Source organism: Acinetobacter sp. YH1901141 (assembly GCF_013416935.1).
GTDB lineage: Bacteria > Pseudomonadota > Gammaproteobacteria > Pseudomonadales > Moraxellaceae > Acinetobacter > Acinetobacter towneri.
This window is the reverse complement of record NZ_VPEY01000003.1, coordinates 80873-100772: the sequence shown is the minus strand read 5'-3', so window position 1 is coordinate 100772 and position 19900 is coordinate 80873. Positions and strand designations below refer to the sequence as shown.

At 41.7% G+C, this 19900-nt stretch carries 16 protein-coding genes; 12 read left to right on the top strand and 4 right to left on the bottom strand.

Features of this window, described 5'->3' with window-relative positions; translation table 11 throughout:
• Nucleotides 1-73: 73 nt before the first annotated feature.
• The 5 genes from FTV52_RS02925 (at nucleotide 74) to FTV52_RS02905 (ending at nucleotide 4593) form a co-directional block, all read left to right on the top strand.
• The gene (locus tag FTV52_RS02925; protein WP_004971580.1) at nucleotides 74-388 is read left to right on the top strand and encodes a hypothetical protein; all 315 of its coding nucleotides are present in this window, start codon (nucleotides 74-76) and stop codon (nucleotides 386-388) included.
• Between the two features lie 164 nt (nucleotides 389-552).
• On the top strand, nucleotides 553-1719 hold the full coding sequence (locus tag FTV52_RS02920) for an ATP phosphoribosyltransferase regulatory subunit (RefSeq protein ID WP_096901061.1): 1167 nt from the start codon (nucleotides 553-555) through the stop codon (nucleotides 1717-1719).
• A gap of 69 nt (nucleotides 1720-1788) precedes the next feature.
• A complete protein-coding gene (locus FTV52_RS02915) occupies nucleotides 1789-3108 on the top strand; it encodes an adenylosuccinate synthase (RefSeq protein ID WP_004971574.1) in 1320 nt (439 codons plus the stop codon).
• A gap of 237 nt (nucleotides 3109-3345) precedes the next feature.
• Nucleotides 3346-3654 (top strand): hypothetical protein, encoded by a 309-nt coding sequence (locus FTV52_RS02910; protein WP_168542510.1) that lies wholly within the window; start codon nucleotides 3346-3348, stop codon nucleotides 3652-3654.
• A 156-nt stretch (nucleotides 3655-3810) separates the two neighbouring features.
• Nucleotides 3811-4593 carry a M48 family metallopeptidase gene (locus tag FTV52_RS02905; RefSeq protein WP_004971571.1) on the top strand — a complete coding sequence of 261 codons (783 nt, stop codon included), beginning with the start codon at nucleotides 3811-3813 and terminating at the stop codon, nucleotides 4591-4593.
• A 169-nt stretch (nucleotides 4594-4762) separates the two neighbouring features.
• Here FTV52_RS02905 and FTV52_RS02900 read toward each other — a convergent pair whose 3' ends face one another.
• Nucleotides 4763-5812 carry an NADP(H)-dependent aldo-keto reductase gene (locus FTV52_RS02900; protein ID WP_179989325.1) on the bottom strand — a complete coding sequence of 350 codons (1050 nt, stop codon included), beginning with the start codon at nucleotides 5810-5812 and terminating at the stop codon, nucleotides 4763-4765.
• Between the two features lie 205 nt (nucleotides 5813-6017).
• Nucleotides 6018-6722: a cAMP-activated global transcriptional regulator CRP gene (gene crp / locus FTV52_RS02895; protein WP_004971566.1), complete on the bottom strand. Its 705-nt coding sequence runs from the start codon at nucleotides 6720-6722 to the stop codon at nucleotides 6018-6020.
• Between the two features lie 148 nt (nucleotides 6723-6870).
• Here crp and FTV52_RS02890 point away from each other — a divergent pair, with 148 nt between their 5' ends.
• From FTV52_RS02890 to FTV52_RS02880, 3 genes are all read left to right on the top strand, one after another.
• Nucleotides 6871-7293, top strand: coding sequence for an OsmC family protein (locus FTV52_RS02890; protein ID WP_004971563.1), 423 nt, complete (start codon nucleotides 6871-6873; stop codon nucleotides 7291-7293).
• Between the two features lie 311 nt (nucleotides 7294-7604).
• The gene (gene clpB, locus FTV52_RS02885; protein WP_004971561.1) at nucleotides 7605-10184 is read left to right on the top strand and encodes an ATP-dependent chaperone ClpB; all 2580 of its coding nucleotides are present in this window, start codon (nucleotides 7605-7607) and stop codon (nucleotides 10182-10184) included.
• A 228-nt stretch (nucleotides 10185-10412) separates the two neighbouring features.
• Entirely contained in the window at nucleotides 10413-11696 is a 1284-nt protein-coding gene (locus tag FTV52_RS02880) for a DUF945 family protein (RefSeq protein WP_179989768.1), read from the top strand.
• Nucleotides 11697-11769: 73 nt separating this feature from the next.
• Here FTV52_RS02880 and rlmKL read toward each other — a convergent pair whose 3' ends face one another.
• Nucleotides 11770-13974 carry a bifunctional 23S rRNA (guanine(2069)-N(7))-methyltransferase RlmK/23S rRNA (guanine(2445)-N(2))-methyltransferase RlmL gene (gene rlmKL / locus FTV52_RS02875; RefSeq protein WP_004971555.1) on the bottom strand — a complete coding sequence of 735 codons (2205 nt, stop codon included), beginning with the start codon at nucleotides 13972-13974 and terminating at the stop codon, nucleotides 11770-11772.
• A 327-nt stretch (nucleotides 13975-14301) separates the two neighbouring features.
• On the opposite strand from rlmKL, the gene FTV52_RS02870 reads away from it, so the two are divergent.
• From FTV52_RS02870 to FTV52_RS02855, 4 genes are all read left to right on the top strand, one after another.
• Nucleotides 14302-14691 carry a hypothetical protein gene (locus FTV52_RS02870; RefSeq protein ID WP_104851793.1) on the top strand — a complete coding sequence of 130 codons (390 nt, stop codon included), beginning with the start codon at nucleotides 14302-14304 and terminating at the stop codon, nucleotides 14689-14691.
• Nucleotides 14692-14996: 305 nt separating this feature from the next.
• Entirely contained in the window at nucleotides 14997-16013 is a 1017-nt protein-coding gene (locus tag FTV52_RS02865; RefSeq protein WP_004971550.1) for an aspartate carbamoyltransferase catalytic subunit, read from the top strand.
• 10 nt (nucleotides 16014-16023) lie between these two features.
• Complete coding sequence (locus FTV52_RS02860; RefSeq protein ID WP_004971548.1) at nucleotides 16024-17259, top strand: dihydroorotase; 1236 nt, start codon at nucleotides 16024-16026, stop codon at nucleotides 17257-17259.
• A gap of 231 nt (nucleotides 17260-17490) precedes the next feature.
• Nucleotides 17491-18969 (top strand): OmpA family protein, encoded by a 1479-nt coding sequence (locus tag FTV52_RS02855; RefSeq protein ID WP_179989766.1) that lies wholly within the window; start codon nucleotides 17491-17493, stop codon nucleotides 18967-18969.
• Between the two features lie 291 nt (nucleotides 18970-19260).
• Here FTV52_RS02855 and FTV52_RS02850 read toward each other — a convergent pair whose 3' ends face one another.
• Nucleotides 19261-19899, bottom strand: coding sequence for a CoA transferase subunit B (locus FTV52_RS02850; RefSeq protein ID WP_004971544.1), 639 nt, complete (start codon nucleotides 19897-19899; stop codon nucleotides 19261-19263).
• Nucleotide 19900: the final 1 nt, after the last annotated feature.

Below are 19900 nucleotides of genomic sequence, written 5' to 3'. Positions count from 1 at the left end.
TAATTCGTATTCACAGTTAATTCACTGATTGATATAACAAAGTTTGCATAGAAAATTTGAATAGAGTAGTGGCATGATGATTATTTTATTGTGGGGATTTATTTTTTTGCTGGCACTTGCTGTCATTTTTCTGATTTGGTTGCAATTTAAAAATCAGGCAGACAGCAGCAGCGACGTGCAGCATCAACAGCAAGTCGAGCAAAAAGTATTACATTTAGAAGAGCATCTAAAAAAGACGTTGGAGATTATGCAAGATTTGGCTAAAAAGATGCAGGTTCAGCAAGATGCGCTAGATAAAACCGTGCAAAAAACCGCACAGCTTGAAATGCAAAATGCTGAGTTGGTCAGTTTATTGGCAAAGGCGGTGAAATCAAATCAGGACTTTTAAATGATGGCTTTGAAAGATGTGGTGTATTCATATTTTTTACCGCATATTTCAGAAAAAGTCAGGTGCATGAGCAAAAGTATCATGCTAAACTAGGAGAAATCGGGTGTGCTCCCGATTTTTTTATGCGGATTCGTTCCGCGCAAACAAGAATTTAGGTTTACAACATGCCCATTTCAGAGACATGGTTATTACCTGATGGTGTAGCTGATGTATTACCAGAACAAGCGCAAGTGATTGAAAGCTTGCGTCGTAAGTCACTGGATTTCCTCGCATCTCGAGGTTATCAGTTGGTGTACACGCCATTCATAGAATACATTGAATCTCTATCTTCTCTTTCAGAATCGAATCAAGATTTAGACCTTGCCACATTTAAAGTGATCGACCAACTTTCAGGTCGTTTGCTGGGTGTTCGTGCCGATATGACACCACAAGTGGCACGTATTGATGCGCATGTACATCCTGTAGATGGCATTGCACGTTACTGCTATGCAGGTACGGTTTTACATACCAAACCACAAGGTTTTAATACCACACGTGCACCATTGCAATTGGGTGCAGAGTTATTTGGTTCAGACAGCATTGATGCCGATGTAGAAATGGTTGATCTGATGCTCAGCTTGCTAAAAGAAGCAGGTTTGGCAGAAGGTGTGCATTTAGACTTGGGTCATGTCGGCTTGTTCCGTAGCTTGGTTAAACAAGCAGAATTAAGCAAAGCCACTGAACGTCAATTGTCAGATTTATATCAGCGTAAAGCATTGCCTGAATTGGCAGAATTTACCCAAGATTTAAATTTCGGTTCAGATTTTTATGCTTTAGGTCGCTATGCCAGTGATTTAACTGCTTTGCAGGCTCATTTAAGTGCTGATGTGTTGGAAAATACCGAATTTAAGCAAGCGTTTGAAGCCGTGAAAGCAACACAAGCTGAAATTCAGGCACGTTGGCCAAACTTGCATATTGGTATTGATGTGGTTGAGCTGCGTTCTTATCACTATCACACAGGTTTAATGTATGCAGTGTATGCGCCAAATCGTGCTGCACCATTGGCACAAGGCGGTCGTTATGATGGCATTGGTCAGCATTTCGGACGTGCGCGCCCTGCAACAGGTTTCTCTTGTGACTTGTTTGTATTAAGTGCAGGTCGTTTTGAATCATCGTCTGTTGTTGTTGCGCCTAAAGGCTCACAACCTGATTTAATCGCGGCTATCCAAAACACACGTGCGCAAGGCTTTAGTGTAATTCAATTGTTGGGTAATGATGATTTAAACTCGGTTCCATACGCAACGCACCAATTGGTTCTTGCAAATGGTGAGTGGACAGTCGAAAAAATTTAATCGCCAAGGCATGTTTCATGTTACAGGTCTTGGTTTTCAATTTTAACAGCATGATGTAATGAGGCTATTATGGGCAAGAATGTTGTGGTACTTGGTACCCAATGGGGCGACGAAGGTAAAGGTAAGATCGTCGACCTGCTCACAGATCAGGCGGCGGCAGTCGTTCGTTATCAAGGCGGACACAACGCAGGCCATACTCTCGTGGTTGGTGGTAAGAAAACTGTATTACACCTCATTCCATCAGGTATTTTACGTGAAAACGTACTGTGCTTAATTGGTAATGGTGTAGTACTTTCTCCTGAAGCACTCATTAAAGAAATGGGTATTTTGGAACAAGAAGGCGTGCCAGTGAAAGAGCGTTTACGTATTTCACCAAACTGTCCGCTTATTTTGCCGAACCACATTGCACTTGACCAAGCACGTGAGAAAAAACGTGGTAATGCCAAAATTGGTACAACAGGTCGTGGTATTGGCCCAGCTTATGAAGACAAGGTTGCACGTCGTGCGATTCGTGTTGCTGACTTGGTTCGTGGCGGTGAAGCACTACGCGCTCAATTGACTGAATTATTGGACTATCACAACTTCCAATTGACACAATACTACGGTGTTGAAGCAGTTCAGTTAGATGAAGTTTTAGCGCTATGTGACCAATGGCGTGAAGTGATTGCACCATTAGTGGTTGATGTAACGACTGAAATTCATAATTACCGTAAAAACGGTGACAACATTATGTTTGAAGGTGCGCAAGGTTCATTACTTGATGTTGACCACGGTACTTATCCGTATGTGACTTCATCGAATACAACTGCGGGCGGTGTAAGCTCTGGTTCAGGCTTAGGTCCATTACATTTAGACTACGTTTTAGGGATTACCAAAGCTTATACCACACGTGTAGGTGCAGGCCCATTCCCAACTGAGTTGGTGTATGACGCAGCAAATGACGTAGGTGATGCGATTGGTAAACACTTAGGTACTGTGGGTCACGAGTTCGGTGCTTCTACAGGTCGTCAACGTCGTTGTGGTTGGTTTGATGCCGAAATTTTACGTCGTTCAGTCGATGTAAACTCACTGTCTGGTATCTGCTTGACCAAGTTAGACGTATTGGACGGTTTAGAAGAAATCAAAATCTGCGTAGGTTATGAAAATACCGATTCAGGTTGCGTAGGTTCTTCTGATGCGCTTGCATACGAAAACTTAAAGCCAATTTATGAAACAATGCCAGGTTGGTCTGAATCAACTGTGGGCGCGACCAGTGTAGAACAATTGCCTGAAAATGCAGTGAACTACATCAAACGTCTTGAGCAGTTAATTGAATGCCCAATCGACATTATTTCTACAGGCCCAGACCGCGCAGAAACTATTGTATTACGTCATCCATTTGATGCTTAAGTTGTTGTGCTTTGACATAACACTCAAGTTCAGATGATGTACTCAGCCCTGTCTAAATGATGGGGCTTTTTATTGCTGTTGTTTCAGTTTCAATAGCGACTCATTTTGGGAATCATTGTAGATGATGCTGAGTGAGTTGTTTTTCAAGACTAAAGTTGCAGATGACTGGCGCTGTGCAGAGCAGGGTGGCTTGTTACAATGGCTTTAGAAAATTAAATTTAATTAAGGTTATGCAGGATGCATAAAAATATTACCAGTACGATTTTTTATTCTTTATTGTTTGCGATGGGCGGCGCACCGACCATTGCCATGATGCTGATTTTATCGCAAAAGCATGATCCGAATATTATGTATCAGGCGTTTATTGGTTTGAGCGTTATTTTTGCCTGTATTTTGGTGCCACTGATTCTGATTCAAAATGCTTACCTACTCTACAAACGCAAAAATCCAGAAATGGAAGAAAAAGTAGAAGTGGTGTCTAAAATTTACTTGGGTTTAAATATTTTCTGTTTAGTATTTTGGTTGTGTTATCAATTTCTTTACTAGGGTAGTGATTGATCGCTTAGACATACAATCTGTACACAGCTTGGGCGTTGTTTACATAAATGATATGATTATGAAGTGATTATAGATTTAAAGCCTTGAATTGATTTCATATAATTGATTGGTATGAAGATAGCTCGCAAGGCGGAGATTATTATAATGAACAAAAAACTGATGTTAAGTTTATGTGCCGCAGGCGCAATCACAGTTTCAGGGTGTACCACTGTTGCAGACATGGCGGGTGCAGATACTGCGACCTTAAATGCAACTGCAACCAAAAGCTATAATGAAATGGTGCAAGACGCACGCAATAAAAATCAGTTAGACACAAGCTCCACCACGTATAAACGTATCAATACTGTGTTTCAGCGTTTGATTCCACATGCCAATCAAATGAACCAAACAGGTCAGCCTTTCCAGTGGCAATTGGCGGTACTTAAGTCTGATCAAGTCAATGCTTTTGTCGCACCTGGTGGTAAAGTGGTGTTCTACACTGGTATTGTGAATAAACTGAATTTAACTGATGCTGAAATTGCCGCAATTATGGGGCATGAAATGGTGCATGCTTTAGAAGAACACGCGAAAAGTAAAATTGGTGCACAGGCTTTAACCAATATTGCCTTGAACGTAGGTTTAAGTGCGGCAGGCAATAACGTTGGTCAATTGGGTGCAGCAGCAGCGCAATTGGGTACCCAAATTGGGATTGGCTTGCCATATTCACGTAATTTGGAAAGTCGTGCCGATCAGGGTGGTTTAATGCTGATGGCGCGTGCAGGTTATAACCCACAAGCTGCAATTACCCTTTGGGAAAAAATGAACAAGCTTGAAGGTGGCGGCGGTGCGTCCTTCTTATCGACTCACCCATCGAACAGTCAGCGTATTGAAGCAATGCGTAAAAACTTGCCAGCAGCACAAGCGCTATATAACCAAAGTCGTCGTTAAGATGACCTCAGCCAGTTCAACTGGTTAAGATAAAACACAAAAAAGATGCGCATGGTTTTATGCGCATCTTTTTTTATGAAGACTTTTTGACTTTAAACAGCATAAAAATGATGAGTTATTGCTGAGTTCATATTTTTAATTTCATTTTAAAGCAGTGCTTAAAATAAAATTAGGGCGCTGGATTGGGTTGTTGACGATGAATGGCTTCAATGCCTTGTAAAATTTCATCTGATAAGGTGATGTCAAAGGCATCAATATTTTCTTTGAGTTGCGCCATATTCGTCGCGCCAATAATGGTACTTGTCACAAAAAATTGCTGCTTGATAAATGCCAGCGCCAGTTGCGTCAAACTCAAGCCGTGTTGTTCTGCAAGTTGGGCGTATTGCTCGGTTGCCCATTCGCTTTGTGGATTACTGTAACGGCTAAAACGTGAATATAGCGTGACACGTGCATTGGCAGGGCGTGCGCCATGACGGAATTTACCAGTTAAATAACCAAAAGCCAAAGGTGAGTAGGCGAGTAGTCCAACACCTTCATAATGGGCAATTTCAGACATACCAATTTCATAAGTACGATTCAGCAGGTTATACGGATTTTGTACGCTAACAAATTTGCTTAATCCTAACTGTTCTGCCAAGTGTAAAAACTTCATGGTGCCCCACGGGGTTTCATTCGACAGACCTATATAGCGAATCCGTCCTTTTTGAATTTCTTGTTGCAACGCGGTTAAGGTTTCAGCAAGGTCGGTTACTTCTTGCGTATTTTGTGCTTCTTGGTTGCCATAACCAAGTTTGCCAAAAAAGTTGGTTGGGCGTTGTGGCCAGTGCAGTTGGTATAAGTCGATATAGTCGGTTTGCAGGCGTTTTAAATTGCCATCCAGTGCAGAATGAATATCCTCTGCGTTAAAGCGGGTTTTGCCATCTCGAATATGACTGCCGCCTTGCGAAGGGCCTGCAATTTTAGAGGCTAAAAACAATTTGTCACGTCCGCCACGTTGTTGTAACCAATTGCCAATAATAGTTTCAGTTGCACCTTGAGTTTCTACTTTTGGTGGTACGGGATACATTTCTGCGGTATCCCAAAAATATAAGCCTCGTTCTAGCGCATAATCGAGTTGTTGAAAGGCTTCTTGCTGGGTATTTTGTTCACCAAATGTCATGGTGCCTAAACAGATTTCTGGAACTAGAATGCCTGTTTTTGCCAAAGGTCTAAATTGCATCTTAGCATCTCGCTTAACATTGTCTTTATGAAGTCATGTCCTAAGAGGCTAAACCATTTTGAGCCGCTTGTGGCAGTTAAAATTGCTGATGCTTTGTAATGGTCGTAAGAATTATATTTTTATAGTTGAAAATGGCTATAAGTTATATACAGGCAATAAAAAAGCAAATCCGAAGATTTGCTTTTTTAATGAGCATATAGATGGTTTACTCGTCATCAAAGTTGCCATCAGTGGATTCATTTTGCTCCAAAGAAGCATCAAAAATCAGAATGGCTTTACCATCAGTTTCAATCATGCCTTGTTCTTCAAGTGTTTTTAGAACACGCCCGACCATTTCACGTGAACAGCCGACAATACGACCAATTTCTTGGCGTGTAATACGAATTTGACGACCGTTTGGCAAAATCATGGCTTCTGGTTGCGCAGAAAGATCAATCAAGCAACGTGCAATACGACCAGACACATCTATAAAGGCAAGGTCAGTTACCTTACGTGTAGTATTTTTTAAACGACGTACCAGCTGTGCAAAAACGGCATAGCTTAAGTCAGGATATTGTTTGCTGAGTTCGTGGAAGTTTTCATAAGTAATTTCTGCAATTTCACAGACATCACGAGTACGAACTTCTGCAGTACGTTGTGGATTCGATTCAAACAGACCCATTTCCCCAAAAAAGTCGCCTGGATTCAAATATGCCACAACAATTTCGCGATCATCATCTTCGCGAAGAATAATTGATACTGAACCTTTTAAAATCAAATATAACGATTTAGATTCAGTCCCCGCATCAACAATAGTTGTCCGTTTTGGATAACGGTTGATGTATGCACGTTTTAATAATGCTTTGACTGAGTCAGGCAGTTGTCCAGGGGACAATGCATCAGTGCTCAGCTGTGAAAAGTTTGAAGTCATGCTAACGGTTCCGAAAATGGATAAATAATAGATCGCACAAGACCTAGTCTGAACTTGTCACACAGTAGAGATGAAATTCCTTATCAACTCAAGTTATGTTAGTGTACAAATACCCGTGTCAATTTATAGTTTTTTTTAGGTAGTTGCAATGCAAACAAGTGTTCAGTGGTTAGAGAACGTTGCTTTTGAAGCCAAATCAGAAAGTGGTCATTCTGTGGTGATGGATGGATCTGCAGAATATGGCGGTGAAAACCGTGGTCCACGTCCTATGGAGTTAATCTTAATGGGACTTGGTGGTTGTGCTTCATTCGATATTGTGACTATTTTAAAGAAATCACGCCAAGAAGTGACGCATGTTGAATGTCAGTTAAAAGCAGAACGTGCCGATAGCATCCCTGCCGTGTTCACCAAAATTCATTTGCATTTTGTGGTCAAAGGCAAGGCTGTCAAGGAAAAGCAGGTTGCGAAGGCGGTTGAACTTTCAGCAGAAAAGTACTGTTCTGCAAGTAAAATGCTATCTGATGGTGGCGTCGAAATTAGCCATGATTTTGAAATTATTGAACAAGATTAAGCTTTGACTGATAGGTCATACAATGGTTGGTATATTTTGCCAATCATTGTAACTAAATATTTCAAATGGCATAAATAACAATCAAAAGCCTTTAATTGATTGATATGCAAGTGTATGTCAATGACTCAACTAAAATAAAAAATTACCAGACTAAACTTGAAATTTACTTTAATCAGTCCAATATTATTACTGAAATCTATCTGTTAATTTTAATTAAGATTTTGAAAAATATATAAAAAATTTAATTGAAATTTACGCCTGCGTTCCCATATATCCATCAAGTACACAATTTGTTGTGAGGAATAACAAGAATGCGTTTTGAAAAGTTTACCAACCGACTACAGCAAGCTTTATCCGATGCCCAATCTCTTGCGATAGGGAAAGATCATACTGCCATTGAAGGCATTCACTTATTGGCGACTTTGCTCGAAGAAGCTTCCAATGTCAGTTTATTACAACAAGCAGGCGCAAACCTACGTGATTTGCAAAGCAAATTACAGCAAGCGATTGCTGATGCACCGACTTTGGCCAATCCAACAGGCGATATCAACTTAAGTCCAGATGCGGTTAAAGCCTTGAATTTGGCTGACAGTTTTGCCCAAAAAGCAGGTGATGAGTTCTTGTCAACCGATTGGTTGATGCTGGGTTTGACCGAAGTGGGCGCGACCAAAACACTACTGAACAGTGTAGGCGTGACCTCAGATAGTTTGCGTAGCGTGATTGACAAAATTAGAGGGGATGAAAAAGTCATGAGCAATAATCACGAAGATCAACGTGACTCACTCAATAAATATACCATCGATTTAACCGAACGTGCGTTGGCGGGCAAGCTAGACCCTGTAATTGGTCGTGATGATGAAATTCGCCGTACCGTTCAGGTGTTGTCACGCCGTACCAAAAACAACCCAGTACTCATTGGTGAACCTGGTGTGGGTAAAACTGCGATTGTTGAAGGTTTGGCTCAGCGTATTGTGAATGGTGAAGTGCCTGAAAGTTTAAAAGGTAAACGTGTTTTATCTTTAGATTTGGGCTCATTGTTGGCAGGTGCGAAATATCGCGGTGAGTTTGAGGAACGCCTAAAAGCGGTCTTAAAAGACTTGGCGAAACAAGAAGGTGAAGTCATCTTATTTATTGATGAATTACACACACTTGTGGGTGCAGGTAAAGGCGATGGTGCCATGGATGCAGGCAATATGTTGAAACCTGCATTGGCGCGTGGCGAATTGCGCTGCGTCGGTGCCACTACTTTAGATGAGTATCGTCAATATATTGAAAAAGATGCGGCTTTAGAGCGTCGTTTCCAAAAAGTATTGGTCGATGAGCCAAGTGTAGAAGACACCATTGCAATTTTACGAGGTCTGAAAGAACGCTACGAAGTGCACCACGGGGTTAAAATTTTAGATTCGGCGATTATTGCCGCCGCTAAAATGTCGCACCGTTATATCACTGACCGTCAACTTCCCGACAAGGCAATTGATTTGGTGGATGAGGCAGCGTCACGGATTAAAATGGAGCTAGATTCTAAGCCTGAAGCCTTAGATAAATTAGAGCGCCGTTTAATTCAATTAAAACTGCAACTTGAAGCCGTGAAGAAAGATGAAGATGCAGGCAGCCGTGCTGAAGTTGCACATCTGGAAAAACAAATTATTGAAGTTCAAAATGAATACAATGATTTGGAAGAAGTTTGGAAAGCGGAAAAAACCTTGGTTGAAGGCACTAAGCAAATTCAGACTCAGCTTGATCAGGCACGTATGGCATTGCAAAAAGCGCAGCGTGAAAATGACTTGGCGGAAATGTCACGTTTACAATACGGTGTGATTCCTGAGTTGGAAAAACAACTGGCACAAGATGAGTTGGTTGAAGAGAAAGAAGAACCAAAATTATTGCGTAACAAAGTTACGGACAATGAAATTGCTGAAGTCGTGAGTGCTGCAACGGGCATTCCTGTATCGAAAATGCTGCAGGGTGAACGTGAAAAATTGCTACACATGGAAGATTTCTTGCATAACCGTGTGGTGGGGCAAGATGAAGCTGTGGTGGCGGTGTCGAATGCGGTACGTCGTTCACGCGCAGGTTTGTCTGATCCTAACCGTCCAAGTGGTTCGTTCCTGTTCCTTGGCCCAACAGGGGTAGGTAAAACAGAATTGACCAAAGCGTTAGCGAACTTCTTGTTTGACAGCGATGACGCCATGATTCGGATTGATATGTCTGAATTTATGGAAAAACACTCGGTCAGCCGTTTGGTCGGTGCGCCTCCAGGCTATGTCGGTTATGAAGAAGGTGGTGTATTAACCGAAGCAGTACGTCGTAAACCGTACAGTGTGGTGCTGTTTGATGAGGTGGAAAAAGCCCATCCAGACGTATTTAACATCTTGTTGCAGGTGTTGGATGATGGACGCCTAACCGACTCGCAAGGTCGCGTGGTGGACTTTAAGAACACTGTAATTGTGATGACTTCTAACTTGGGTTCACACGAAGTACGTGAATTGGGTGACAATCCAACACGTGAAGAAGTGCGTACCGTGGTCATGGCCGCAGTTTCACAACATTTCCGCCCTGAGTTTATTAACCGTATTGATGAGTTGGTGGTGTTCCATTCACTGGAAAAAGCACAAATTCGTGGCATTGCCGATATTCAATTGGATCGTTTACGTGCGCGTTTAAGCGAACGCGACTTGAGCTTGTCGATAGACGATACTGCATTTGATCAATTGATTGAAGCAGGTTTTGACCCAGTCTACGGTGCGCGTCCATTGAAACGTGCAATTCAGCAACAAGTGGAAAACACATTGGCGCAAAAAATCCTCGCAGGTGACTTTGTTGCAGGTGATACGATTTTAATTAAAGCTGAAAATGGTCATTTGCTGTTTGAAAAAATGAAACTCAGCTAATTGGCTATGTGTAAGCAACTTTTAAGAAACCCAGCTTCGGCTGGGTTTTTTATGACTGACAATTTAGGTCACATAAGTAAAATTTTTGGTAAAAAATGACAGCTATTTTTAATATTTTGTGATGAATATTATATTTAAGTGATTTATTTGCAAAACAATTATCTTTTTTAAAGAAGATTAATTATAATTTATTGTTCAATAAGAATAGATAAATTCTGAGCAGAATCTATGTCAAAAATAGTATGGGGTGGAATGGGGGTTGCAGTGTTGGCAGGAGCTGTCACTGCAGGAAATTTATATGCAGATAAGAGCCTGCGTGAGCATTATCAACAAAATTTAAATCCTGTACCCAATGTGAGCGTCCAATATACGGACTACGACATGGGGACTTTAACAGGTAGTGCCAAATGGAAAATGACCATTATTGCAGACCCATGTAATGCTAAAGAAAAACTGGTGTTTCACGGACAAGATCAAATTCAGCGGACATGGAAAGGTTACCAAATTGATTCTAAAATGAATCTGGAACAAGGGCAGGGACAATTTTCCGAGTTCTTTCAGCAGCCTCTAAATGTGACAACGCAAGTGAATTGGTTGGGTGTATCGACCACGAAATTGAGCATACCTGCTATAGAGAAAAAAGATGCAGGACTTGAAGCTAAATTTTCTCCTATACAGATTGAGTTTCAGGCGAAACAAAGTCAGGGGCAGCAGAAAATTGTAAATATGAGTTTTGATGTGCCTCAATTGACGGTGCTGGATCAATTTGGACATCTTCAAGTAAAAGGCATGCAGTTTAAAACCAATCAGGCTTTGAATGTGCAGTCTTTAGAGCCGGGCTATTTCCAATTCAGTATTGCAGAAATGCAGCGTCAAGACCCAAAAGCAGTGGGTTCAGGCAAAATGAAAGACTTCAGTTGGCGTATGGATACTCAACTGCATGAGCGCACGGTAGATATTCAATCGAAATTTAAAATTGCCGAGTTAGGTTTAAATAATGTGCCTGCCATGCAAGACCTGCAAGTGAATTGGGATGTTAAAAACTTGCAGCGCAGTAAAATGCAGACGTTTCTTGATATTGTGCAAAAACAAAACAACTCATGCCTAGAAGCGGAAAACTTTGAGAAAGAAGTTCAACAAGCCTTGTTGGCTGTGATTAATGAGGGCTTTCAGTTCGAATCCAAGAAGAATCAGTTGAAATTAGGCACAGGCAGTATTCGGGCAGATTTGGTTGGTAAAGTGATGCCAGGGCATCAAACCACTGTAGAAGGCTTAGCGAAAATGTTCCCAAGTTTATTGGAAATGCAAACCGATGTGAGTTTTAACAAGCAAGTGGTCAAAACCATTATGAATAATTATATGAATGCTGCAGGTAAAAGCATGTCTGATCAAGAGTTGGAACAGATACTCAGTGCGATGCAAAGCAATCAGCAAATTCAACGTGATGGTGATGAATTTAAACTGTCGATGCATTATCAATATGGTGAAAAGAAGTTTTTAACTGGTCAATAATCTAGATACTGATCTACGATAAAACAAAGCCTGTTCAAATGAACAGGCTTTGTTGTATTGCCATATCGTTTATTTAAACAGGCGGGTGCTGAATTTTCCAAGCACGGTGGATTTTGGTGTTGCGTTTGAAATCTTGTCCAATGGTTTCATGGCTAATTTCCTGCACATCAAACATGGCTTCAATTTCTTCATCCATTTCAAAACCACGGTAGTTGTTGGAGAAGTACAGCGTTCCGCCTGTGGTTAAGCGGTTCATGGCACGCTTAATTAAAGAAACGTGGTCGCGTTGTACGTCAAATGTTCCGTAGAACTTTTTAGAGTTTGAGAAAGTTGGTGGGTCAATAAAGATCAGATCATATTGTTCATGACCTTCTTTGAGCCATTCAAAACAATCACTGGCAAAGAATTGATGTTGTTCATCGGCATGGTCTACCGTTAAACCATTCAATACAAAGTTTTCTTTAGACCAATTCAAATAAGTATTGGATAAATCGACGCTGGTGGTACTTGCTGCACCGCCAAGCGCGGCATGTAAACTTGCAGTTGAGGTATAACTGTATAAATTCAGGAAGTGCTTGCCACGTGCTTCTTTGGCAATACGTAAACGCATTTGACGATGGTCAAGGAACAAGCCTGTATCTAGATAGTCGGTGAGGTTAACCAAAATTTTAGCCTGACCTTCTTGCACAATAAAACGCTTCGAGGCGGTACTTTGTTTGGTGTACTGGTTTTTACCTTCCTGACGGGCACGGGTTTTAATAAATACCGCATCGCGCCCTAAACCTGTGACAGCGCGAATGGCTTGTAAGGCAAGGTTAAAACGCTTTTTGGCTTTTTCAGGATCAATTTTTTTCGGCGGCGCATATTCCTGCACGTGCAAACGGTCGCCGTATAAATCGACTGCGACATTAAAGTCAGGTAAGTCTGCATCGTATAAACGCAGGCAATGCACATTTTCTTTCACCGCCCATTTTTTCAGGCTCTGCATGTTTTTTTGCAAACGGTTGGTGAAATCTTCTGCGCCTTCAATGGGTTCAAACTGTTGCGGTTGCCAATCTGCTAAGAATGGGCGTGCGAATGTTGCAGGTTTGATCGTACCAAAACGGACATAAATTGGCAGTTTACCGTTCATCAAACGTAAAATTTGCGGGTCATTGAAAGCCAACACATCGGCTTGTTCAACTTGGGCTGCAATGACGGCTGCTTTTTGATTTGGGAAATGCTTTTGCAAGAGGGCAGACAGACCCAAATACAAGGCACGGTTCGAGGCTTTATCGCCCAAACGCTCACCATAAGGTGGGTTGGTGACAATAAAGGCCTTTTTACCTTCGGCTTGAAAGTCGGGCCAGTCAGCCAAAGTACGTTCTTCAATTTGAATCTGATCGAGCAGACTTTCAAAACCTGCTGCAATAATATTTTGCTTGGTGGCTTTGACTGCTTCCCAGTCGGCATCGAAAGCATAAAATTTTGGCAATGGTTGTTGTAATGCAGTTTGATGGCGTTCAGCCGCTTCTGCTTTAATGCTCATCCATAATTCATGGTCGTGACCTTGCCAACCGTTAAAACCGAAACGACGTACCAAACCCGGTGCACGGTCAGTCAGCATCATCAATGCTTCAATAATAAACGTACCCGAACCACACATTGGGTCTAAAATAATGTCGGGTTGAATTTGTTGTAATTGACCTTTTTGCAGAATCGCTGCGGCAAGGTTTTCTTTAATTGGGGCATCGGTCATAAAACGACGATAGCCGCGTTTATGCAGTGAATCGCCAGATAAATCTAGGCAGTATGTATGTTCTTTTTTACCTGCCAACACGTATAAGGTAATTTCAGGCTGTTTGATGTCAATGCTTGGACGTTTGCCCACTGCATCCATAAATGAATCGACCACACCATCTTTAACGCGCAAGGTCGCAAATTGGCTGTTCACTTTAATGTCACGCTCTATATGCAAACGCACTGCAAAAGTACTTTGTGGCGCAAAAATCAGTGACCAGTCAAAGCTCAGCGCACCTTCATAAAGCTCTTCGGCTACATCGCGCGCGTCGTGACTAAATTCAATTTCGTGTGTGTGAATTGGTGTAAGGACACGTGAGGCTAAACGTGACCACATGCAGACACGATAGGCATTTTCGAGTGTGCCTTTGAAAATTAAACGACCCGGTAAACGTTCGATATTTTGAATACCTAAACCTTGCATTTCTTCTTGCAATAAGGTTTCAAGTCCATCTGCACAGGTGACCCAATATGTAGAAAGACGGGGTTTCGAATTCATGAAAATTTCCAAAAGCAATTCAGCAATCGGCTATTTTACCGTATTTTGTGCTAGAAAACTTAGTGATTTAGCGTGAATCGTGCAGAATTTTAAAGGTCTAGGTTTGAAGAGCTTCAGGGCATTTTTTACTGTTTTTTTCTAAAAAGGCAATGAGGATGTAATGACATCTCTAAAAAATTTTGAGTGATTGTATTGCGGAAAAATAAAAACCTGAATATTCACATGATTGGTATGTATTTTGCTCATACATTGTTGTGATGGTGAACATTTTGCAGATGAGCATCAAACACTGCAAAACAACAATGAAGCGATAAGGGGAATATTTAAATGACCACGGCTACTTTAAACACGGCACAGGCTTTAACAGCAAATAACGAGATTTTTTCAGTTGCCACTTTAATTTATACGCGATTAAGACGGGTCAGTGGACGTGTGATTGATGTCATGTATCTGGTTGAAAATTCAGACTATGCACGTGCTGTGCTGCAATTGGCACTCGCTACACACGATGAGGAATTGTGCCGTTATGCGCTGCGCTTAAACAGTATATTGGCTAACTTAATGGATGCTGATGCAGAAATAACGTCGCCACAGACTGAAGCGCAGCAATTAGATGCAGTAGAAAATATAGAAAATATAGATGACTTGACAGAACCTACAGCTGAAGAAATTTATCGGGCGCAGGTGTCCCATCATTATATAGGGGCACTGCGTTAAACGGTGAATTGTACAGACTATGCCTACATAGCCTGAAGGTTGCGTAGGCAGTTGTAGGCGAAGATTGACCCACCAGATGTTCATCAAGCTCATATCAAGATGATTGGCTAGCAGAGCAGTTAAATATAAATGCCATCCTTTCACATCGCTTTGTAGAGTATTAAGCATGAAAGAAAGTGTAGATGATTCTGCATGACTTAATTTTTAAAATCATAAGTTTCTTTTGACTAAATCATGCCAAGTTACACTGCTTTGCCAAATCAATTTCTGTATAATGCGTTAACTTAACGTATAAGGAATCTCTCATGCATTTGGCGGCATTGCATACTCCGAGCCAGATTCAATTGAATAAAGATGGGCATTTAAAACACTTTTTAACCATCGAAGGTCTTTCCAAAGAAACCCTCACCCAAATTCTGGACACAGCACAGTCCTTTTTCAATGAACAAAACCAACTGATCACCAATAATTTGCTCGAAGGGCGCACGGTGATGAATTTGTTCTTCGAAAACTCTACTCGTACCCGCACCACATTTGAAGCCGCAGCCAAGCGTCTTTCTGCCAATGTACTCAATATTGATATTGCCCGTTCAAGTACCTCTAAAGGTGAAACTTTGCGTGACACTTTGTGGAACTTAGAGGCGATGGCTGCTGACATTTTTGTGGTGCGTCATTCATCTTCAGGTGCAGCACATTTTATTGCTAAAACGGTTTGCCCAAAGGTTGCCATTATTAATGCGGGTGATGGCCGTCATGCACATCCAACGCAAGCGATGTTGGATATGCTGACCATTCGCCGTGAAACCCAACGACCTTATGAAGAATTAAGTGTTGCGATTATTGGTGATATCAAACATTCACGCGTGGCGCGTTCCGATGTGGCTGCCTTGCAAACACTGGGCTGTAAAGACATTCGCGTGATTGCACCGAACACCTTGTTGCCCTACGGTTTTGATGAATATGGCGCAGGCGTGCGTTTATTTAACAAAATGGAAGAAGGCATTAAAGATTGCGACGTGATTATCACCCTGCGTATTCAAAATGAACGTATTGATTCGCCAGCACTTGCCTCACAAGCCGAATTCTACAAAATGTACGGTTTAAACAAAGAGCGTTTGGCGCTTGCAAAACCAAACTGTATTGTGATGCATCCTGGTCCAATGAACCGTGGTGTCGAAATTGATTCAAGCATTGCCGATGGGCCTCAATCGGTGATTTTAAATCAAGTAACCAACGGTATTGCGGTACGTATGGCGGTATTGGCCTTGGCGATGCAAGGTCAATTGCAAGAACAAGGTTTGATTGACGCGATTGCGGTATAAGGAAAAAGTCATGGCGATTGTAAAAATTGAAAATGTACGTGTGCTTGACCCAATCCAGCAAATTGACCGCGTACAAACGGTATATCTTGAAAATGGCAAGTTGGTTGCAGAAAGTGCAGATATTAGCGAAAGCATAGATGCCCAAGGTCAATGGCTCATGCCAACTATGGTCGATTTATGCGCACGTTTACGTGAACCTGGTCAGCAACAACATGGCACGCTCAAATCTGAAGGCAAGGCCGCACGTGAAAACGGAATTCTGCACTTATTTACGCCACCCGATTCTAAACCAATCGTGCAAGACAACGGTGCACTCATTCATGGTTTGGTCGAAAAAGCCATGTTGGATGGTGGCATTTATTTAGAAGTGATTGGTGCACAAACTCAAGGTTTAAACGGCAAGCAGCCTGCCAATATGGCGGGACTGAAAAAAGGCGGCTGTAGTGCAGTGTCCAATGCCAATGCACCTTTTGAAGATGATGATGTCGTGATTCGCACACTGGAATATGCTGCAGGTTTGGACATGACCGTGGTGTTCTATGCCGAAGAACCGCAAATTGCTAAAGATGGCTGTGTGCATGAAGGTTTTATTGCATCGCGTCAGGGCTTGCCTATGATTCCAACTTTGGCAGAAACCGTAGCGATTGCCAAATATTTGCTGATGATTGAAGCCACAGGTGTACGTGCGCATTTTGGCTTATTGTCTTGTGGTGCATCAGTTGAATTGATTCAACAAGCTAAAGCCAAAGGTTTACCTGTCACTTGTGATGTTGCGATGCATCAACTGCATTTAACCGATCAAATTATTGATGGTTTTAACTCGTTAGCGCATGTACGTCCGCCACTGCGCTCAGAGCAAGACAAAGCATTACTGCGTCAAGGTGTAAAAGATGGTGTGATTGATGCGATTTGTACTCATCATGAGCCGTTAAATAGCTCTGCAAAAATGGCACCATTTGCAGATACTTTGTCAGGTTTTACTGCATTTGATACTTATATTCCATTTGGGATTCAACTGATTCAGGAAGGTCTGTTCAGTCCATTGGAATGGGTAGAAAAAGTGACACTTGCACCTGCGCGTGTGGCAAAAATGCAAAGTCGTTGGGAACAGGAAGCGGGTTGGGTCTTGGTTGATCCAGAAGTGGAATGGACACTGAACAAAGAAACGATTGTGTCACAAGGCAAAAATACGCCTTTGATTAATCAAGTTGTAAAAGGCAAAGCAGTACGCGTCTTTACTGCTTAATATGCTCTGATTGATATTTTATTTTCAAGTTTAAATAAGAGTCAGCTTCGGCTGGCTTTTTTATTGAATTTTAACAATCCCCAAATAGAAAATCGAAGAAGAGACTCTACATTCCGTTGACTCAAATTTCACAACAAAATCAAAACACCACAATTTATTACATTTGTTTAAATTTTAAGCATATACACTAAAAAACAACTTGAAAACAAAGACAAAAAAGAGGGCATATATATGCAAACAGATTTTATAGACTTGCTCAAACAAAGTGTGTCATCCATTGTATTGGAAGGGGAAACCCAGCATTTGCTTGAAAAAAATCAGGCATTAAATAGTTTTTATCCCATTTTATTGTCTATTTTAAATTCACGACCTGAACTGATTGACAATCTGCTGCGACAACTGAATCCACGTGTGGGCGATGTATTTGGTTCAAATCTATCTTTAAAACAGCAGTTTTTAGATTTGGTCAGCGGCACAGCACCGCAAACCGAAATTGAAAACACCCTGAATCGTTCAATTGCACCAAGTTTAAACTTTTTGGAAAATCAGGCAGGTTCATCTGACCCAGTTGCCATTCAGCATTTACTGCAAAACAATTTAGATTCAATTCAGGCGGCTTTACCGCAGTGGGCAACAGCATTATTGGCTGCTTTGGGGGTAAATAATGCTGCGGGCCAAACCGTACATCAAGCACCTGAAGTCATTGTGACTGAGCCCGTAGAAGAACGCCGTTCGTGGTTATTGCCAATTTTAGCTTTAATTATTTTAATTGGTTTATTGGCATTTTTATTCCGTGCATGTAGTGACCGCAACCAAGCGCCTGCAACCACACAGACCCAAGTGGCAGCGAATCAGGCTGCAATGTTGCAAGTCAGTACAGGCAGTGATGGTAATTTGGTGACCTGTCAAATTTTGCTGAATAATCCAAGCTATATGGAAATTATGCAGAATGAAGTGAAGCAAATTTTCAATCATCCAACAGGTTGTGGTGCAGAAAATTTTGCCAACTATCATTCGGAATTTATTGATCAGGACGTGATTCCAAGCGTTTTAAAAATGCTGAAAGGTGTACCGAATGTCAATTTAAACTGGGTGGGTAATCAACTGTCTATTCAAGCCGCGAACCCTGCCGATGCAGAGCGTTTAGCCAGTCAAATTCGTCCATTGGCTAAAAACATGACTGTAGTGACTCAGCAACCTGCAGAAACTACAGTAACCGATGTGAATCAGGCTGTAACCAGCAGTATTAGCAATGCCGAGCAGGCTTTGGCTGCAATTAATCCTGACAATATTCAAGCTTTGGATATTGCGACGGCACTCAATATGCAAATCATTAATTTTGATTCTGCATCGACTGAAATTCCAGCAGCCAATAAGTCTATTTTAGATCAGGCTGCGGTATTGATGCAGCGCGCGCCACAAGTGCAATTAACCGCGAAAGGGCATACCGATGCCGTAGGTGATGCCAATGCCAACAAAACTTTGTCACAACAACGTGCGCAAGCAGTGGTCGATTATTTAGTATCACGTGGTGTAAATCCGGGTCAATTGCAAGCCATTGGTTTTGGTTCAGAGCAGCCGATTGCGGCAAATGCAACGCCAGAAGGTCAATTTAAAAACCGCCGGATTGAGTTTGAAGTCTTGAATGTAGATACAGGCACAGTGCGTAGTGTGGAAGATGCAGGCGTGGTAGAGCAAAAGACGCCTTAATCTTAAACAGGTTTATTTTCTTGTAAGATTAAACTTTTATAGAGCCCTCACTTTACACAGTGATGGCTTTTTTATTGCAGATCAACCCCGAACCATCGTGCAAATATCGAAATTGAAAGTGAATTTTGTATGATCTTTGGTTTAGCGGAATGGTTTTATAAATTAGTGATTTATTGATTTTGCAGAGTAGGGAAGTATGAAAGTCAAAATAAACCCTCTCCCTTGTATTAAGTTTTAAAGCAGTGCATCAAAACTTGCAAAGGAGAGGGTTATTCACTCGAGATAAATTCATCAAGCTGCGACTTTTTGTAAGGCAACACCTGTGACTTTTTGAATTTCATCAAAACTGACATCGGGTGCAAGTTCAATCAACTTTACGCCTTGTGGAGTAATATCAAGCACGCCTAAGTCGGTAATGATACGATGCACCACCGCTTTACCTGTGAGTGGCAAACTGCACTGCGATACAATTTTAGGCGTACCATCTTTGGCACAATGTTCCATCAGCACTACAACTTTTTGTACGCCTGCAACCAAATCCATTGCACCGCCCATACCTTTAACTTTCTTGCCGGGAATCATCCAGTTGGCAAGATCGCCTTGTTCAGAAACTTCCATTGCCCCTAAAATAGCGATATTGACATGCCCGCCACGAATCATGGCAAAGGAATCTGCGCTAGAGAAAAAAGCCGCACCTTTACGCGCTGTCACAGTTTGTTTACCTGCATTGATCAGGTCGGCATCTACAGTTTCGGCAGTTGGGAACTCACCAATGCCAAGCAAGCCATTTTCGGACTGTAACCAGACATTGATATGTTCAGGAATATAATTGGCGACCAGTGTGGGTAAGCCAATGCCTAAATTGACATAAAAACCATCTTCTAATTCTTGTGCAGCGCGCTGCGCCATTTGATTACGCGTCCAAGCCATG